Here is a 16,619-nt window from a genome sequence, read left to right on the forward strand (position 1 = left end):
TGCGGGGAGATCGGCTATCCATCACAGCCCCGCCGCGTAGCCCTCATCGAGCAGCCATTGCCGCACGGCTTGCGTCGGTTCTGGGTGCCGTTGCTTGCGCGGCATCACGACATAGAAATCGTGCGTCCCACGCATCTCTGCGTTGATCGGCTGCACCAGCCGGCCGGCGGCAATGTCGGCAGCGACGAGAAACCGGCTGGCCAGCGCGATGCCCTGGCCGGCAATGGCGGCGTCGATCGCGAGGCCTGTCTGGTTGAAGCGCATGCGTTTGGCCTCGGTGGCCATCTTCAGCCCGAGCGCTCTCTCCATGAATTCCGGCCACAGATTGTGCGCGTCGTGCAACAGGACATGATGCTGGATATCGGCCGTCGCGATCTCGTTCGCCTCGGTTGGCAGCAGGGCAGGGCTGCAGATGGCGACGATCTGCTGTGGGAACAACAGGTCGACCATCAGGCCGGCGCCGAAGGGCGGGCGGCCTTGCCTGACCGCAATGTCGACGCCGTCGGCCTGAAAACTCGACAGGCTTTGGCTGGCCAGGATGCGCAAATCGACGAGCGGGTTGTGGGCGACGAACTCCGGCAGTTTGGGGATCAGCCATTTGGTGGCAAAGCTCGGCGTGACGCTGATCGTCAGCCGCGCCGGCTCGGGCCGCAACAGCAGCGTTGCCTCGGAGATCAGCTCGAAGGCGCGGCGAATGTTCGGCGCATAGGCACGTCCCTCATCGGTCAGCGCCAGGCCGCGCGGCAGCCGGTCGAACAGCTTTGCGCCGAGATCCGCCTCCAGCCCGCGTATATGCTGCGCCACCGCCCCTTGCGTCACGTTCAGCTCCTGCGCGGCGATGCGGAAGTTGAGATGACGCGCGGCGGCTTCGAAGGCACGCAGCGCATTCAACGGCGGCAGGCTCAGGAAGGCTTCGGGCATGCAGGAGTTTTTCTACAGCTTGATTTCAGGCTTTCTGGTTCGAACCAGATGGCAAGACCGGCTATATCATCCTTTGAAGTCGCGAGACACACGCCGCAAAACCCCAAGGAGAGAAAAATGAGTGTAGAAAAAGTGGCAGTCGTCGTCGCGGGTGGCAGCGGTATGGGCGCGGCGGCGGCCAAGCGGCTGGCGGCGGACGGGTTCAAGGTCGCGATCCTGTCGTCCTCCGGTAAGGGCGAGGCTCTGGCCAAGGAGATTGGCGGCCTCGGCGTCACCGGCTCCAACCAGTCGAATGACGATCTGCAGCGGCTCGCCGACCTGACGCTCGAGCGCTTCGGCCGCATCGACGTGCTGGTCAACAGCGGCGGCCACGGGCCACGCGCGCCGATCCTCGAAATCACCGACGAGCAGTGGCACACCGGTCTCGACGTCTATCTGATGAACGTCATCCGGCCGGTGCGCATCGTGGCGCCGCAGATGGTCAAGCAGAAGGCCGGCGCCATCATCAACATCTCGACCGCCTGGGTGGTCGAGCCGAGCCCGATGTTCCCGACATCCGCCGTGTTCCGCGCCGGTCTTGCCGCCTACACCAAGATCTTCGCCAACACCTACGCCGCCGACAATGTACGCATGAACAATGTGCTGCCCGGCTGGATCGACAGCCTGCCGGCCACCGAGGAGCGCCGCGACAGCGTGCCGATGCAGCGCTACGGCACCTCGGAGGAAATTGCCGCGACCATCGCCTTCCTCGCTTCCGAAGGTGCGGGCTACATTACCGGCCAGAACATCCGCGTCGACGGCGGCATCATCGGCGCGATCTGACCGCGCCGGTCGCCTCGCGTGAGCCGGCGCGTCACTCCTTCACCGCGCCGGTCATCGACGAGACATAGTGCTCGACGAAGAACGAATAGAGCACCACCACCGGCAGCGAGCCGATCAGCGCTCCCGCCATCAGCGCCCCCCATTCGTAGACGTCGGAGCGCACCAACTCGGTCAGCACACCCACCGGCACGGTCTTGTTTTCCGAGGACTGGATGAATGTCAGCGCATAGATGAACTCGTTCCATGACAGGGTGAAGGCGAATATGCCGGCGGAGATCAGGCCGGGCACCGACAGCGGCAGCACGATCTTGGTGAGGATCTGCCACCGGCTCGCTCCGTCTATCAGCGCGCATTCTTCCAGTTCGAACGGGATGGAGCGGAAGTAACCCATCAACAGCCACGTGCAGAACGGCACCAGGAAGGTCGGATAGGTAAGGATGAGCGCGAAGGGCGTGTCGTAGAGCCCGAGGTTGAACACCATCACCGACAGCGGAATGAACAGGATCGAGGGCGGCACCAGATAGGCGAGGAAGATGCCGAGGCCGACCTGCCGCGCCCCGGAGAAGCGCAACCGCTCGATCGCATAGGCGGCGAACACCGACGCCAGCAGCGACAGGAACGTGGCGGCGGTCGAGATGATGATCGTGTTGAGCAGCCAGCCCGGATAGGAGGTCTCGAACAGGAGATAGCGGATGTGCTCCAATGTCGGATGCACCACCCAGAACGGATTGAACTGCGCATAGTCGGTCATCTCGAGATTGGGCTTAACCGCCGTGATCGTCATCCAGTAAAACGGAAACAACAGCACGAAGACGAACACCAGCAGCGGCAGATAGACCGTCACCACGCGGCGCGGCAGGCTCTGCAGGTAGCCCATGCCGCCTTCGTCGATATCCCCACGTTTCGCCTTCCTTGTCGCGGCCGTCTTGACCATGTCAGTCTCCGCCGCCTTGTTGCCATTTGCGGCGTTGCAGGCCGAAATAGCTGAACAGGATCGCCGCCAGCAGGAACGGGATCATGGCCACCGCGATGGCCGCGCCCTCTCCAAGCTGGCCGCCGGAAATGCCGCGCTGGAAAGACAATGTCGCCATCAGATGCGTGGCATTCACCGGTCCGCCCCGGGTCAGCACGTAGATCAGCTGGAAATCGGTGAAAGTGAACAGCACCGAGAAGGTCATGGTGATGGCGATGATCGGCGTCAGCAGCGGCAGAGTCACATAACGAAACAACTGCCAGCGACTGGCGCCGTCGAGCGTGGCCGCCTCGTAGAGCGACTGCGGAATGGTCTGCAGGCCGGCGAGCAGCGTGATGGCGACGAAAGGAATGCCGCGCCAGACGTTGGCGGCGATAACCGAAGCGCGCGCATTCTCCGGATCGCCGAGGAAATTGATGCGGTGGTCGATCAGGCCCATTTGCTGCAGCGCCCAGGACAGGATGGAGAACTGCGAATCGTAGATCCACCAGAAGGCGATGGCTGACAGTACGGTGGGCACCACCCAAGGCAGCAGGACTATCGCGCGGAAGAACGATTTGAACGGCAGGTTTTCATTGAGAATGAGCGCCAGCCACAGGCCGAGCACGAACTTCAGGATCGAGGCGCTGACCGTGTAGAGCAAGGTGTTGAAGACGGACAGCCAGAAGACGGCGTCACTCCACAGATACTGATAGTTCTCGGTGCCAATGAAGATGCCGGGGCGGCCGATACGGGCATCGGTGAAGCCGAGCCAGACGCCCAGCCCGAGCGGATAGGTCAGGAAGACCAGCAGCAGCGCCGCCGCCGGCAGCATGAAGCCGAAGCCCAGCGCGTTGCGGCTTTCGGAGATCCGCGAAAGCATCGACGGACGCGGCTGGGCGGCAACGGACGGCACGGCCATGGAGGGCTCCTCATCGGGGAATCAGGTCACGGCGTCAACGGCCGCCATGGGATTGTGCGACGGGCCGGGCAGCGCACTAGACGCTGCCCGGCGGTGCCGTGATCAAACGCGGTAGTAGCGGTTGGCGCGCTTCTCCGCCTCCTCCATCGCCTCCTGCGGCGTCGCCTGGCCGGTCACCGCCTTGGCAAACATGTCGACCAGGACATAGTCGGCCATGGTCGCCGCCGAGGCATAGCCGAGCGGCCCGGCATAGCCGTTGGGGCGCAGCGTCGCCGAGGCCTTGGCATAGGCGGCATTGTTCGGGTCGGCCGTCCACACCGGATTGTTGTCGAAGGCCTTCAGCGTCTGGCAGCAATAGCCCGCCGAGGAGGTGATCCAGTCGGTCATCTGCGGATCCTCGAACATGAACTGCAGATAGGCCTTGGCCGCATTGGGGTAGGGCGTGTAGTTGAAGATGACGGCGGTGGTCACCTGGAACAGTTCGACCGATTTCCCGACGGGACCGATCGGCAGGTTGGTGGTGCGGATGTCCTTGGCGATCTCAGCCAGCTTCGGATCGTTGTCCTTGTTGATCTTGGCCGTATTGTAGGCGGAAATGCCGTTGGCGATGACGCCGAGTTCGCCGGCCAGGAAGGCGCGGTTGTTGTTGACGTCGAGCCAGCTTTCGGTCCCGGGAATGAAGGTCTTGTAGAGTTCCTGCGCGTATCCGATCGCCTTTAGCGTCTCGGGGCTGTTGATCGCCACCTTGCCGCTCTCGTCGACCATCTGGCCGCCATGGCTCCACAGCAGCCAGTGCGCGTAATTGTTGCCGTCGCCGACGCCGTGGCCGTGCGTGAAGCCGGCCGGATGTCCCTTCGCCTGCAACGCCTTGCAAAGCTCGAGGAAGCCTGCCGTGTCCTTCGGAAATTCGGAGAAGCCGGCCTCCTTCACCCAGCTTTCGCGATAGACGATGGCATTGCCGATCGTGGCCAGCGGCAGGCCGACGAACTTGCCGTCCCGCGTCGCATATTGCTTCGGTCCGTCGTGCCATCCGCCATATTTCGAGCCCAGATACTCGCCGAGCTCGGTCACGTCGTGCAGCTTGTCGGGATATTGATGCGGGTCGTCGAACCAGACGAACATCAGGTCCGGGCCGGAACCGACATTGGCCGCGACCGCTGCCTTGGGGCGAATGTCCTCCCAGCTTTCCTTGTCGACACGAACCTCGACACCTGTCGCCTCGGTGAAGCGCTTGGTGTTGGCCAGCCATTGATCCTCATCGCCCTTGACGAAGGGCGACCAGCGCAGCAGCCGCAGCTTTGCGCCTTCCTCGGGCTTGTATTTCAAGCCCTCCTGGGCAAAAGCCGGCGAGCCGACGAACCGGCTTCCCAGAGCTCCCGCCGCGGCACCTGCGGTCGTGCGGATTACATCGCGTCTCGTGAATTTCATGGTCGTCTCCTCCGGTTTATCTTCCTTGCTATGCGGTCCTTACCATCCGTTACGCGTTTCAAATCGTGTTCCGGTCTTGCCGTCAAAGAGATGAATCAGGCCAGGCGCGGCAGAGAGCCGTATGGATTCGCCCGGTGTTAAGGCATGGCGTTCGCGGAAATTGGCGACGATCTCGTCGCCGCCGGCGGTGCGGCCGATGATCTGCACTTCCGACCCGGTCGGCTCGACCACCGCTACGGTGACTGGAATGCCATGGTCTGACGATAGCCGCAAATGCTCGGGCCGTATTCCCAGCACCACCGGATGACCGTTGCCAACGGCCGGCGCGCCGGCCAGCGGCACGGAAATTCCCCCGGCGCCGCGAAAGGACGGAGACCCGTCGGTGACGATCTCGCCCTTGATCAGGTTCATGGCGGGCGAGCCGATGAAACTGGCGACGAAGAGATTGTTTGGCCTGTCGTAGAGCTCCAGCGGCGGTCCGATCTGTTCGACGATGCCGTCATGCATGACGACGATCTTGTCGGCCATGGTCATGGCCTCGATCTGGTCGTGGGTGACATAGACTGTGGTCGTCTTGAGCCGCTGGTGCAGTTCCTTGATCTCGGCGCGCATCTGCACCCTGAGCTTGGCGTCGAGATTGGAGAGCGGTTCGTCGAACAGGAAAACCTGTGGATCGCGCACGATCGCCCGGCCCATGGCGACGCGCTGGCGCTGGCCGCCGGAAAGCTGGCGCGGATATCGCGTCAGCAATGGCACCAGCCCGAGGATTTCGGCGGCGCGCTGAATGCTGGTAGCGCAATCGGCCTTCGAAACACCTTTGAGCATGAGCGAGAACGCCATGTTCTCGGCGACCGTCATGTGCGGGTAGAGCGCGTAGTTCTGGAACACCATGGCAACGTCGCGCTCTTTCGGGGCAACGTTGTTGACGACCCGATCCCCGATCGCGATCTCGCCCCGAGAAATCTTTTCCAGGCCGGCGATCATCCTGAGAAGGGTCGATTTTCCGCAACCCGACGGGCCGACCAGCGTGACGAATTCGCCGTCGTCGATATCCACACTGACGCCATGCAGGACCTCGACGGTCCCGAACGATTTGTAAACATCGCCGATCGCGACAGACGCCATCGATCTCCTCCCGAATGCTTCTTGCGACGCCCCGAAGGAAACCGCTCCTCTCCCGCCTCGCGACCGTCTCCCATTCCCCCAACAGGTGGCGTGACGATCAGACGGTAGCGCTACCAAGCCTGCCTGTAAAGCGGCCATGCGGCCGGTGCTCTTGTCGTTCGGAACACCGGCGCAATGACCGGTTCGCCGGCAAACTACCCCCCATTCACAAAAGCCAGCACCAGCTTCTGCAGGTTTCCGCCGGGGCCGAATTCGACCCGGTCGAAGTCGCGGCTCGCCTGCCGCTGAGCCAGCGAGATCTGGGCGAGTTGCCTCGTCAGCTCGGTTCTGATCTTGCTGCAGGCGGGGTCATCAGTAACGGTCAGGCCGACGCTCACCGCCTCGATCTTGCGCACCATCTCGGCGATGGCTGCGCCATGCACTCTCTCGTGGGCGGCGAGCCCGGCGATGAACACCGTCCAGTTCTTCTGGACGGAAGCCGGCAACGGTTCGGCCGGCTTCGGCAAGGTGTAGGTGATGATCAGTTTCGGGCGCGCCGATTTGAGCACGCAGGCGTCGCCTTGCGGCCTGTAGTCCCTGGTCCAGGTCAGCTTGAAATTGGTGTGCGCAATGACCCGACCCTTGCCGAGCAAGGGGCCGGCTTCGCCGATCGCGGCATAGAGTTCCGGGCCGGTCCGCCCTGCGATGGCGTAGGTCTCGACCTTTTCGACCGGCTTCCAGTCGGCGCGTGCCGGCGACGCCAGCAGGGAGGCCGCGAACAGGAGAAAGAACATGGCTGGTTTCATGGAAACGTCAGAGACACTGGGCTGAGGCAAAGATCAACCCGGCGCAATGCACTCAGGTCCCACGGCAGGCCGCGTCATAGTCGGCCAGCACCTGATCGACAGCTTGGAGAAGGATAGCCTCGGGATTGCCCGCCGGCCCGAGTTCGGCCGGCAGCGCCGGCAGGAATTGCCGCATCAGCGTTTCGGGAATGGCAACGTCGTCCAGCGCCTTGCGCAGGCGCTCGACGGCCGCGACAGCGGTGGGGTTGCTCCAATAATAGCGGATGCGGTCGCTGTAGCTGTAATGCCGCTGCACATAGAGCTCTGCTTCATTGCCATGATAGTGGCTGTGCCAATGGCCGGGGGCTGCCAGCATCGCGCTTTCCATGGTCCGGGCGAGCGACCGGTCGCCATAGTCCCTGGCCATTTCGGAGGCGATCAGGTCGAGCCCGTAAAGCGCCTCGCGCAAGGCGAAGGTCAGGCCGGGGCCGACCTTGAGGATAGGAAAGCCGTTTGCGACCAGCGCGGTCAAAGCCGCACGGGTCTGGTAGTCGGTCGAATGCGCCTCGTAGACGAGCGACGGCTGCTCATCGAGCAAGCCGGTCAGGCCCTTGGATTTTTCGGGCGCGTAGGCGACGACATTCTGGCTGCCGAATTCCACGCCCGGCTGCACCACCACGGCCATGACGCGGCCGAACGCCTCGGTCAGGCTTTCGCGGGCAAAGATCTCCCGGTGAACCTCGATCGTGCGCCGCGCCGCCGCCGTCTCGGTCGGCTTCAACTCGCTGATCGCATGGTCGACGCCGCCGGGGGCGGGAACTTCGGTGCCGATGATGTAGACCGGCAAGGTGCTGCCTGCGGCGTGCGCGCCCGTTTCGGCCGCCTTTGCCAGCCGCGCCGCCCGGGTGGCGATGGTCTCGTCGTCGAGCGCCGCCGGCTCGCCGGCGCAGCCCATCGATGCGTCGAGATGGATCTTGGTGAAGCCGGCCGCGATATAGGCGCCGACCATGGCCTCGGCCTTGTCCATCGCCTGCGCCGCCGGCTCTGCGCGCCACGGGTTCGGTCCCAGATGGTCGCCGCCGAAGATGATGCGCGAGGCTTCCAGCCCCTCGCGGCAGGCGATCTCCAGCACGAAGGCGACGAACAGCGCCGGGGTCATTCCGGTATAGCCGCCGAACTGGTTGACCTGATTGCAGGTTGCCTCAATCAGCAGGTTTTTCTCCCTGTCGGCAACGGCGCGCCTGATCGCCGTCTGGATCACCAGCGGATGCGCGGAGCAGATCGAGGTGATGCCGTAGGGCGAGCCGTTTTTGCGCGCGCTGGCGAGGCCTGCAAGCGGGTTGGCGCTCATGTCCGTCTCGCTGTTCCCTTGATGAATTGGTCAAGCGCATCGAAGCCGGCGGTGCCTTCCATCGGGCCGCGCCGGGTGATGTTGCGGGCGCCGGCGGCATTGGCATAAAGCAGCGCCTTGCCGGGCTCCATCCCCTGGCGGCGGCAGGTCAGGTAAGTGGCGCCGAAACAATCGCCGGCGCCCGTGGGGTCGACTTCCTCGACCTGAAAACCGGCGCAGTCGATCCTGGCGCCGTCGGCGCCGAACCAGGAAGAGCCGTCAGCACCGCGCTTCAGCACGATCTCGCCGACGCCCCTGGCAAACAGCGCCGCCACCGCCCGGTGCTCGTCATCGACGCCCGCCGTAGCGAGCAATTCGTCGCCGGACGGCAGCAGCAGGTCGGCATCGTCGATGAGTGCGGAAAACAGTGCGCCGTCGGAGCCGTCGATCAGCTCCTTGCGCACATTCGGGTCGAATGAGGTCGAGCCGCCGCGGGCACGAACCGCCTGCACTGCGTAGCTGACGATCTCCTTCAGCCCTGCCACCGACAGCGTCGATCCCATGATATGCAGATGGCCGGCCCTGTCCGCCAGCAGGCGCGCAGCAGTGGTCAGGTGGATCTGCCCGGCGGCGGATTCGGCGATGTTGTAGACGAAGTCCCTGATACCATCGGGCCGATAGCGCACGAAGGCGCATCCCGTCGGGAAGCGGTCGCTGATATCGACGGCGGAGACGTCGACCCCGTCGCGCTTCAGCCTGTCCAGGTTGAGCGTGCCGAAATCGTCGCGGCCGACGCAGCCGATAATGCCGGCGCCGCCCCCCAGCCGCGCAACCTGATCGATGAAGATCGCCGGCGCACCGCTGGGGAATGGCCCGACGAGCGTTTGCGGCTCGAGGAAGCCGAAACCCAGTTCCGTCGCCATGATCTCGACCAGGATCTCGCCGGCGGCAATAGTTGGCCCCGCGGCCTCGGCGGCGATTTCGCTGCGGCGCGAAAGGCTCATGCTTGCGATTCCTCCTTGTCACAGACTGATTGCTTGCTCGCGCAGTTGTTCGGCACAAATGTTTATCGGGTAAATCGCACATAGGGCGAAGTCAATAAAACTTTACATGCGTATAGTTTACTCATTCTGCGCGTACACATTGCAGGATTCGGGTGGCTGGGATCGTGGCACCGTGCAAATCAAGCGTCGACCGCAGCGAAAGGACAGCCATGCTCACGCTTCATGATTATTTGCCGTCGCAAAACGGTTGGAAGGCGAGGGTCGTGCTCGGCCTGCTCAATATCCCCTATGAAAGCCGCCTGGTGTCGATTTTCGAGGGCGAGAGCCACACCGACGCTTTCCTGAAGCTCAACCCGGCCGGCGCCGTTCCTGTGCTCGAACTCGAGGATGGCCGTGCGATCGCCGAATCGAATGCGATCCTCATTTATCTCGCCGAAGGCACGCCCTTGCTGCCGGCGGATCGCTATGTCAGCGCGAAAATTATGCAATGGCTGTTCTTCGAACAGTACCATGTCGAGCCGGTCATCGGCTCCCTGCGCTTCTGGACGCTGGCCGGAAGGCTGGAGCGCAACCAGGCCATGGTTCCTGCCAAGCGCGAATCCGGCGCCCGCACGCTGGCAGCGCTGGAGCGCAGCCTCAACGACAAGCCCTTCCTTGTCGGCGACACGCTCACCATCGCCGACATTGCTGTCTATGCCTACGGCCACCGTGCCGAAGATTGCGGCTTTGCGCTGGCGGCTTATCCGGCGGTCCTCGCCTGGACGGACCGGGTGCGCGACGCCATCGGTCCCGGCTATCCCGTGCATCTCTACAGCATCAATCCGCACTCGGCTGCTTGACGGCAAAAGGCGCGCGCGTTCATCTTGCTTAGTCGAAAAGAAGACCCAGATTCTGCTTTGTCGGCGGTTTTTACTCGCAATCCGTTGGCTGGATGGCCGGGTCTCGGCGTCATCTCGACGACCGGCCGGCACTTAGAATGGAGGTGACCATGACACGCGACGACATCATTTCGGTGTTGGGGCCGGTAGACGAGGCAGTCATAGCCGACATCGCGCTGACCGGCGCCACCCTTGAAGAACTGCGCGAGGCGTTCGCCTGGCTCGGTGCCGACGAGGCGCTGGTCAACGAGGGCCGCCCCTTGCCGGGAACGAAGGTGGCGCGGCTGATCGAAATTCTCGATATGCCGGACGACGAGGACGGCCGGCAAGCGGCGGCGCAGTAGGCTGTAGGCGTAGGGTATCGATCCGCGCCACCTTATTCCCTATTCCACACTGCCTGTTCCCTTCCTTACGCCCTCGACAGCAGCCGGCGCATGATCAGCGAGGCGTGGCCGCCAACGCCGTGCGCGGCCGTGTGGCGCTCGACCACTTCGAAACCGTGCTTGCGATAGAAGGCGATCGCCCGGTCGTTGCCCTCGATCACTTCCAGCGCAATGCTGGGGATGCCGGCATGCGCGACAAGCACCGCGTGCAGCAGGTCGGTGGCGAGCCCGCTGCCGAACTCTGTCTTGTCGATGTGCAGCCGGTCGAGCAGGACATCGCCACGATCGTCCATCGCCGCCATCGCGTAGCCGGCGATCGAACCGTCCGGCCGTTCGGCCACGAACGACATCTTGTTGTCGTCCCCAAGTTCCTCTGCCAGCCGCTCGGGCGCATGCTTGTCGTCCGAGAGCCGCGCGGTATTTTCAGGTCCCAGGATCGACGAATAGGTGCGCCGCCAAGACTCTCCCAGCAGCCGCGATACCGACGCTACATCGTTCTCTGTCATCGCCCTGATCTGAACCATGGCCGATCCCTTACCGCCTTACCCGCGACTTCAGCCAACGATCGAAGGCCACGGCCAGGATCAGGATCAGGCCGATGACGATGCTTTGTGTGTAGGACGAGACATTGTTGAACTGCAGCCCGTTTTGCAGCACGCCGATCAGCGCTGCGCCCACCACCGTGCCGCCGACCGAGCCGATGCCGCCGAATAGCGAGGTACCGCCGATGACCACGGCGGAAATCACCGTAAGTTCGTAGCCGATGCCGGCTACGGCTTCGGAGGAGTTGAGCCGTGCTGACAAAACGAAGGCCGCCATCCCGGCGAAGAAGCCGACGATGACATAGACCGAGATCAGAATGCGGTCGACGCGCAGGCCCGAAAGGCGCGCGGCCTCGGCATTGCCGCCGACGGCATAGACGGCGCGGCCGTAGCGCGTATAGCGCAGCACGATGTGGCACAGGATGGCCGCCACCGCGAAGATGATCGCCGGCACCGGCACCGGTCCGATGAGCCCGGTGCCGAACCAGCGCATCGAGGCGTCGAAACCGGAGATCGGTCCACCATTGGAGATGGTCAGCGTCAGGCCGCGAAACACTGTGAGACCACCCAGCGTGACGACGAAGGGCGGCACTTTCAGCCTGGTGATGGCAAAGCCCTGGACGCCGCCGGCCAGCGCCCCGACGATGACGGCGGCAAGCAAGGCGGCGAACCAGCCATATCCTTGCGTGCCCGTGGTCGACAGCGACAGCGTGTTGGCGGTGCCGCCCTTGGCCACCACCGCCGCCACCATGCCGCAGAAGGCGAGCAGTGAGCCGACCGACAGGTCGATGCCGGCAGTGAGGATGACGAAAGTCATGCCGAGCGCGATCAGCCCGGTGATCGAGATCTGCCTCAAAATGTTGAACAGGTTGATTGGATCGATGAAGCTCGGCTTCAGCACGGTGAAGATGACGATCAACACCGCCAGGAACATCAGCGGCCCAAAACTCATCAGAAGCCGCGCGATGTTGATGCCGCTGCGCTGGGTCTGTTCGGTGGTGCTGGTCATTACATTGCGTCCTGCTTGCGGTCGAGCGCCATCAGTTCCATCAGTTTTTCCTCGGTCGCTTCGATGCCCGGCATTTCGCCGGTGATACGGCCGCGCCGCATGGTGACGATGCGATCCGACACCGCCAGCACTTCCGGCAGTTCCGACGAGATCATCATGATGGCGATGCCGCGCGCAGCCAACTGGACCAGGATCTGGTGCACTTCGGCCTTGGCGCCGACATCGACGCCGCGCGTCGGCTCGTCGACGATCAGTACTTTCGGGTCGCGCGCCAGCCAGCGGGCCAGGATGACTTTTTGCTGGTTGCCGCCGGACAGGCCCTCGATCGCCTGCTCGGGCGAGGCCATGCGGATCGACAGTGCCTTGCGATAGCCGGCCAGCGCCTCGCGCTCGCGCCGTTCGGCCATGAAGCCGGCCCCATTGCTGTAGCGGCCGAGCGAGGCGATCGAGAAATTGTTGAGAATGCCCAGTGCTGCAAAGATCGCCTGGTGCTTGCGGTCTTCCGGCACCAGCCCGATGCCGAGTTTGATGGCGTCTGCGGGGGAGGCCGGGGCGATCGGCTTACCGTCGAGCGCAATCGTGCCGGCGGCGATGCGGTCGGCGCCGAAAATGGCGCGGGCAAGCTCGGTGCGGCCGGAACCGACGAGGCCGGCAACGCCGAGGATTTCGCCGGCCTTCAGATCGAGGTTGACGCCTTCGAGTACGATGGCATGCGGCGCCAACGGGTCGCGTACCGTCCGCAGCCCGCGCACCGAGAGCCTGACCTCGCCGGCGACATCGCGCTGCGTCGGCCGCGCGTAGAGCTCGGAGGCGGCGCGGCCGACCATCTTCTCGATGATCTTCGGAATCTGGATCGGCTGGCCGTCACGGTCGAGATGACCGGCCAGCCTGCCATCCCGCAGCACGGTCATGCGGTCGCAAATGGCGGACGCTTCCTCCAGCCGGTGGGTGACGAACATGATGGCGACACCGTCCTTGCGCAGCCTGTCCATGATCGACATCAGTTTCTGCACCTCGGTCTCGGTCAGCGCCGAGGTCGGCTCGTCCATGATGATCAGGCGGCTTTCCAGCGACAGAGCGCGGGCGATTTCGACCAGCTGCTGTTCGGCTACCGACAGCGAGGACACCGGCGTCGCCGGATCGATGTCGAGACCGACGCGGGCGATGATCGCGCGCGAGGCGTCCTCCATCCTGCGCCAGCTGACCAGCCCGAGCGGCCCGAGCGGCGCGCGGCCGATGAAAATGTTTTCCGCAACCGTCAGCGTCGGGATCAGGCTCAGTTCCTGATAGATGGTGACGATGCCATGCCGCTTCGCATCCTGCGGACTGGACGGCGCGTAGTCGGCGCCGTCGAAGACGATGCGGCCGCTTGACGGCGGCATCACGCCGGACAGGATTTTCAACAGCGTCGACTTGCCGGCGCCGTTCTCGCCGAGCAGGCCAAGGATCTCACTGGGCCGCACCTCGAGCGAAACGTCGATGAGCGCGGTGACGCCGGAAAAATGCTTGGTCACGCCTTCGACGGAAAGGAGCGGGGGCGATGATGCGGTGGGTTCAACGGCGGACAAGCATTGCTCCCGGATTGCGATAGGCAGCGGGACAGCGCCCCCCTCTGTCCTGCCGGACATCTCCCCCACACGGGGGGAGATCAGCAGTTTTGCCGGCAGCACTATTTCTATAACGTTGGCGATTGGCGAAAGCAGACGTGACGGCCGATCTCCCCCCAAGTGGGGGAGATGTCCGGCAGGACAGAGGGGGGCGCGACAGAGCGCGACCTCCACCCGTCATGGGCCCTACTCTCACTTCGTCTCGTTCAACCTCTCCGCCTTGTCGAGATTGTCCTTGCCGATGACGATCGGCGTCAACAGCACCAGCTTCTCCTTCGGCTCGGTCTTGTCCCTGGCGAAGGCGACCGCGATCTGCACCGCCTTGCGCGACTGTTCGCCGGGGAACTGTTCGACAGTGCCGGCGAGCTTGCCGTCGCGCACGGCGACCAGCGCTTCCGGCAGCGCGTCGAAGCCGTAGATCTTGACGTCGGTGAAGTTGCGCGCGGCACAGGCTTCGAGCGCGCCGAGCGCCATGTCGTCATTGGCGCAGATGATGGCGTCCGGCTTGCCGTTGGCGGCAAGCCCGGCCTCGGTCACCGACAGCGCTTCGGCGCGGGCGAAATTAGCGGTCTGCTCGAAGATGATCTGGTACTTGTCCTTGAGCGGATCGAGCACATTGTGGACGCCTTTGTTGCGGTCGATCGCGGGCCCGGCACCCGGCTGGCCCTGCAAATGGAACAGCTTGGCGCCGTTGGGGAACGCCGCCACCATGGCCTGCGCCTCGGCCTCGCCGCCCTTGACATTGTCGGCGCCGACATGGGCCAGAATGCCCTCGACGCCGTCAACGCGGCGGTCGATAGTGACCACGGGAACCCCGGCCTTGACCGCTTCCTCGATCGCCGGCGCCAGCGCGTTGACGTCAAGCGGCGAAATCACGATGGCGTTGACCTTCTGCACAAGTGCGGCCTCGATGTCGGCGGTCTGCTTCGGCGCCGAGTTCTGGCCGTCGCTCTCGGTCAGATTGACGCCTTGCGCCTGCGCCTCCGCCTTGATCTCGTTCAGCATGTGCACAAAGAACGGAAAGCCGAGATTGGGCACCGAGCCCAATATGGTCAATTTGTCGGCGGCAAAGGCCATGGGCGCGGCCAGCGCCATGGCGCCGGTCGCCACGGTCGACAACAGGAATTCGCGTCTGTTCATCAGATATCCTCCACATGAACGCAGGAGCCCGAAACCGGGAGCGGCTCGGGACGGTCCTTGCGTCAATTCAAAAATGGAGTGTCCTGTGAACGCCCCGAGGGGACGCGAGGCGCTCCAGCCGGTCCGCCGCAACGTTCTCCTCCGCACGGCGCCGACCCGAGGATGCTAGCCAAGGAAAATCGATTACGCAAGGTGAGGCGAGGGGCTGAAACTGCTAATCTCCCCCCTTGTGGGGGAGATGTCCGGCAGGACAGAGGGGGGCGCTGTCCCGCCGACATTGGCCAATTTCACTTACATCTTTGAGCTAACCTCTACGCAGAATACTTGATGCGGGCGATCCTTCGCGCCCCCCCCTCTGCCTTGCCAGGCATCTCCCCACGAGGGGGGAGATTGGCAGCTTAGACGCCTCTACCGATCGATCGTCGTCATCACCCGCTCATTGTAGCGCGGCCCTGAGACCTTGCCCGGCGCAAGGGCTGCATCGAGCGCAGCTATCTCGGCCGCTCGAGCGTGATCGCGGCCGCAGCAACATTTTCCTCCAGATACTTGCGCCGCTTTGTCCCCGGGATCGGCACGATGTCAATGCCGAAACCGTCGCCCTTGCCGAGCACCCAGGCCAGCGCGATCTGTGCGGGCTTTGCCCCTTTGGCCGCGGCCACCTCCTGCACCGCAGCCGCAGCCGCGACATTAGCGTCGTAGTTGGCGCCCTGGTAGCGGGGGTCGCCGCGGCGGAAATCGCCTTCCGGATAATCCTCGGCGCGCTTGACGTCGCCGGCGAGGAAACCGCGGCCGAGCGGCGCGAACGGCACCAGGCCGATGCCGAGCTTTTTGAGCAGCGGGATGATCTCCGGCTCCAGATTGCGCTCCCAAAGCGAATACTCGCTCTGCAGCGCCGAGACAGGGTGCACGGCATGCGCACGGCCGATATTCGCCGCGCCCGCTTCCGACAGGCCGAAGAAGCGCACCTTGCCATCGGCAACCAGCCGGCCGACCGTGCCGGCGACGTCTTCCATCGGCACCGCCGGATCGACGCGATGCTGGTAGTAAAGGTCGATATGGTCGGTGCCGAGCCGCTTCAGCGAGCCCTCCAGCGCCTCGCGGATATGGTCGGGCCGGCTGTCACGCTCCGTGCCGACCTGTCTGCCGTTTTCGATGCGGAAGCCGAATTTGGTGGCAAGGGTCACCTCATCGCGCCGGCCCTTCAGCGCCCGCCCGAGCAGTTCTTCATTGGCATAGGCGCCGTAGACTTCCGCCGTGTCGAGGAAGGTACAGCCGAGTTCGATGGCTCGGTGCAGGGTGGCGATCGATTCCGCCTCGTCGGCAGGGCCGTAGGACTGGCTCATGCCCATGCAGCCGAGGCCGATCACCGAGACCTGCAGCCCCTGGCTGCCGAGTTTGCGGGTGCTGAGGGTCATTGCCGTTCTCCTTGGGGCTGAGGAAAACTATAGCGGCCGCTCCTCCAGTTTCCATAGCTGTTCGGCGGAAGAACAGCGCTTCCCTTGACAAAACCCAGCCGCAAGCGCCTTTGCCGGCGGCCATTGGGGGCCATGGGATACCAATGAAGAAGATCTACGAGAAGCCGACGCTGAACCGGCGTCAGCAGCTCTCGCGCGTCACCGCGCTCATAATTCCTTCGGACCACTAACCGAATATTGTCGTCGCCATTGCAAAGTCCGCTGCCGAGGCGCAGCGGTTTTTTGCTGCCGTCGGATCGTAGCGCTGCCAGAAGCAGGCGGTCAAAATTGACAGAGCGGCCGATCTCCAGCATCCTTATGCCGCCGCCATGCCGGGC

General features: G+C 64.0%; 16 protein-coding genes and 1 pseudogene. 3 read left to right on the forward strand and 14 right to left on the reverse strand.

Annotation, left to right across the window (positions count from 1 at the left end; genetic code table 11):
- Nucleotides 1-21 precede the first annotated feature (21 nt).
- Nucleotides 22-921, reverse strand: coding sequence for a transcriptional regulator GcvA (gcvA, locus tag NKJ80_RS05960; RefSeq protein WP_352497235.1), 900 nt, complete (start codon nucleotides 919-921; stop codon nucleotides 22-24).
- 117 nt (nucleotides 922-1,038) lie between these two features.
- Here gcvA and NKJ80_RS05965 point away from each other — a divergent pair, with 117 nt between their 5' ends.
- On the forward strand, nucleotides 1,039-1,743 hold the full coding sequence (locus NKJ80_RS05965) for an SDR family oxidoreductase (protein ID WP_023715144.1): 705 nt from the start codon (nucleotides 1,039-1,041) through the stop codon (nucleotides 1,741-1,743).
- A gap of 31 nt (nucleotides 1,744-1,774) precedes the next feature.
- Here the strand turns inward: NKJ80_RS05965 and NKJ80_RS05970 are convergent, their stop codons facing one another.
- The 7 genes from NKJ80_RS05970 to NKJ80_RS06000 all read right to left on the reverse strand — a co-directional run bounded on the left by NKJ80_RS05970 (nucleotide 1,775) and on the right by NKJ80_RS06000 (nucleotide 9,268).
- On the reverse strand, nucleotides 1,775-2,677 hold the full coding sequence (locus tag NKJ80_RS05970) for a carbohydrate ABC transporter permease (protein WP_023673469.1): 903 nt from the start codon (nucleotides 2,675-2,677) through the stop codon (nucleotides 1,775-1,777).
- A gap of 1 nt (nucleotide 2,678) precedes the next feature.
- Nucleotides 2,679-3,578 (reverse strand): carbohydrate ABC transporter permease, encoded by a 900-nt coding sequence (locus NKJ80_RS05975; RefSeq protein ID WP_444849008.1) that lies wholly within the window; start codon nucleotides 3,576-3,578, stop codon nucleotides 2,679-2,681.
- Nucleotides 3,579-3,719: 141 nt separating this feature from the next.
- On the reverse strand, nucleotides 3,720-5,045 hold the full coding sequence (locus tag NKJ80_RS05980) for an ABC transporter substrate-binding protein (RefSeq protein WP_023693796.1): 1,326 nt from the start codon (nucleotides 5,043-5,045) through the stop codon (nucleotides 3,720-3,722).
- Between the two features lie 39 nt (nucleotides 5,046-5,084).
- Entirely contained in the window at nucleotides 5,085-6,170 is a 1,086-nt protein-coding gene (locus tag NKJ80_RS05985; protein ID WP_352497236.1) for an ABC transporter ATP-binding protein, read from the reverse strand.
- A gap of 194 nt (nucleotides 6,171-6,364) precedes the next feature.
- Nucleotides 6,365-6,955: a DUF922 domain-containing Zn-dependent protease gene (locus NKJ80_RS05990; RefSeq protein ID WP_023673473.1), complete on the reverse strand. Its 591-nt coding sequence runs from the start codon at nucleotides 6,953-6,955 to the stop codon at nucleotides 6,365-6,367.
- 52 nt (nucleotides 6,956-7,007) lie between these two features.
- Nucleotides 7,008-8,285 carry a D-tagatose-bisphosphate aldolase, class II, non-catalytic subunit gene (locus NKJ80_RS05995; RefSeq protein ID WP_352497237.1) on the reverse strand — a complete coding sequence of 426 codons (1,278 nt, stop codon included), beginning with the start codon at nucleotides 8,283-8,285 and terminating at the stop codon, nucleotides 7,008-7,010.
- Entirely contained in the window at nucleotides 8,282-9,268 is a 987-nt protein-coding gene (locus NKJ80_RS06000) for a tagatose kinase (protein ID WP_352497238.1), read from the reverse strand. Before NKJ80_RS06000 ends, NKJ80_RS05995 begins: the two co-directional genes overlap by 4 nt.
- A gap of 209 nt (nucleotides 9,269-9,477) precedes the next feature.
- Between NKJ80_RS06000 and NKJ80_RS06005 the strand changes: the two genes are divergently transcribed.
- Nucleotides 9,478-10,107, forward strand: coding sequence for a glutathione S-transferase family protein (locus NKJ80_RS06005; RefSeq protein ID WP_352497239.1), 630 nt, complete (start codon nucleotides 9,478-9,480; stop codon nucleotides 10,105-10,107).
- Nucleotides 10,108-10,256: 149 nt separating this feature from the next.
- Nucleotides 10,257-10,490: a hypothetical protein gene (locus NKJ80_RS06010; protein ID WP_084624981.1), complete on the forward strand. Its 234-nt coding sequence runs from the start codon at nucleotides 10,257-10,259 to the stop codon at nucleotides 10,488-10,490.
- 65 nt (nucleotides 10,491-10,555) lie between these two features.
- Here the strand turns inward: NKJ80_RS06010 and NKJ80_RS06015 are convergent, their stop codons facing one another.
- From NKJ80_RS06015 to NKJ80_RS06040, 6 genes and pseudogenes are all read right to left on the reverse strand, one after another.
- On the reverse strand, nucleotides 10,556-11,053 hold the full coding sequence (locus NKJ80_RS06015; RefSeq protein ID WP_023735430.1) for a GNAT family N-acetyltransferase: 498 nt from the start codon (nucleotides 11,051-11,053) through the stop codon (nucleotides 10,556-10,558).
- 10 nt (nucleotides 11,054-11,063) lie between these two features.
- A complete protein-coding gene (locus NKJ80_RS06020; protein WP_352497240.1) occupies nucleotides 11,064-12,080 on the reverse strand; it encodes an ABC transporter permease in 1,017 nt (338 codons plus the stop codon).
- Nucleotides 12,080-13,708: a sugar ABC transporter ATP-binding protein gene (locus NKJ80_RS06025; protein ID WP_502902185.1), complete on the reverse strand. Its 1,629-nt coding sequence runs from the start codon at nucleotides 13,706-13,708 to the stop codon at nucleotides 12,080-12,082. Before NKJ80_RS06025 ends, NKJ80_RS06020 begins: the two co-directional genes overlap by 1 nt.
- A gap of 171 nt (nucleotides 13,709-13,879) precedes the next feature.
- Nucleotides 13,880-14,827 (reverse strand): substrate-binding domain-containing protein, encoded by a 948-nt coding sequence (locus NKJ80_RS06030; protein WP_023673481.1) that lies wholly within the window; start codon nucleotides 14,825-14,827, stop codon nucleotides 13,880-13,882.
- 408 nt (nucleotides 14,828-15,235) lie between these two features.
- Nucleotides 15,236-16,242: pseudogene (locus tag NKJ80_RS06035) on the reverse strand (aldo/keto reductase).
- Nucleotides 16,239-16,595 carry a hypothetical protein gene (locus NKJ80_RS06040; protein WP_155921580.1) on the reverse strand — a complete coding sequence of 119 codons (357 nt, stop codon included), beginning with the start codon at nucleotides 16,593-16,595 and terminating at the stop codon, nucleotides 16,239-16,241. The pseudogene NKJ80_RS06035 and the gene NKJ80_RS06040 overlap by 4 nt, the downstream one beginning before the upstream one ends.
- Between the last annotated feature and the right edge of the window lie 24 nt (nucleotides 16,596-16,619).

The sequence above is a fragment of the Mesorhizobium sp. M0030 genome, from assembly GCF_040323695.1.
GTDB lineage: Bacteria > Pseudomonadota > Alphaproteobacteria > Rhizobiales > Rhizobiaceae > Mesorhizobium.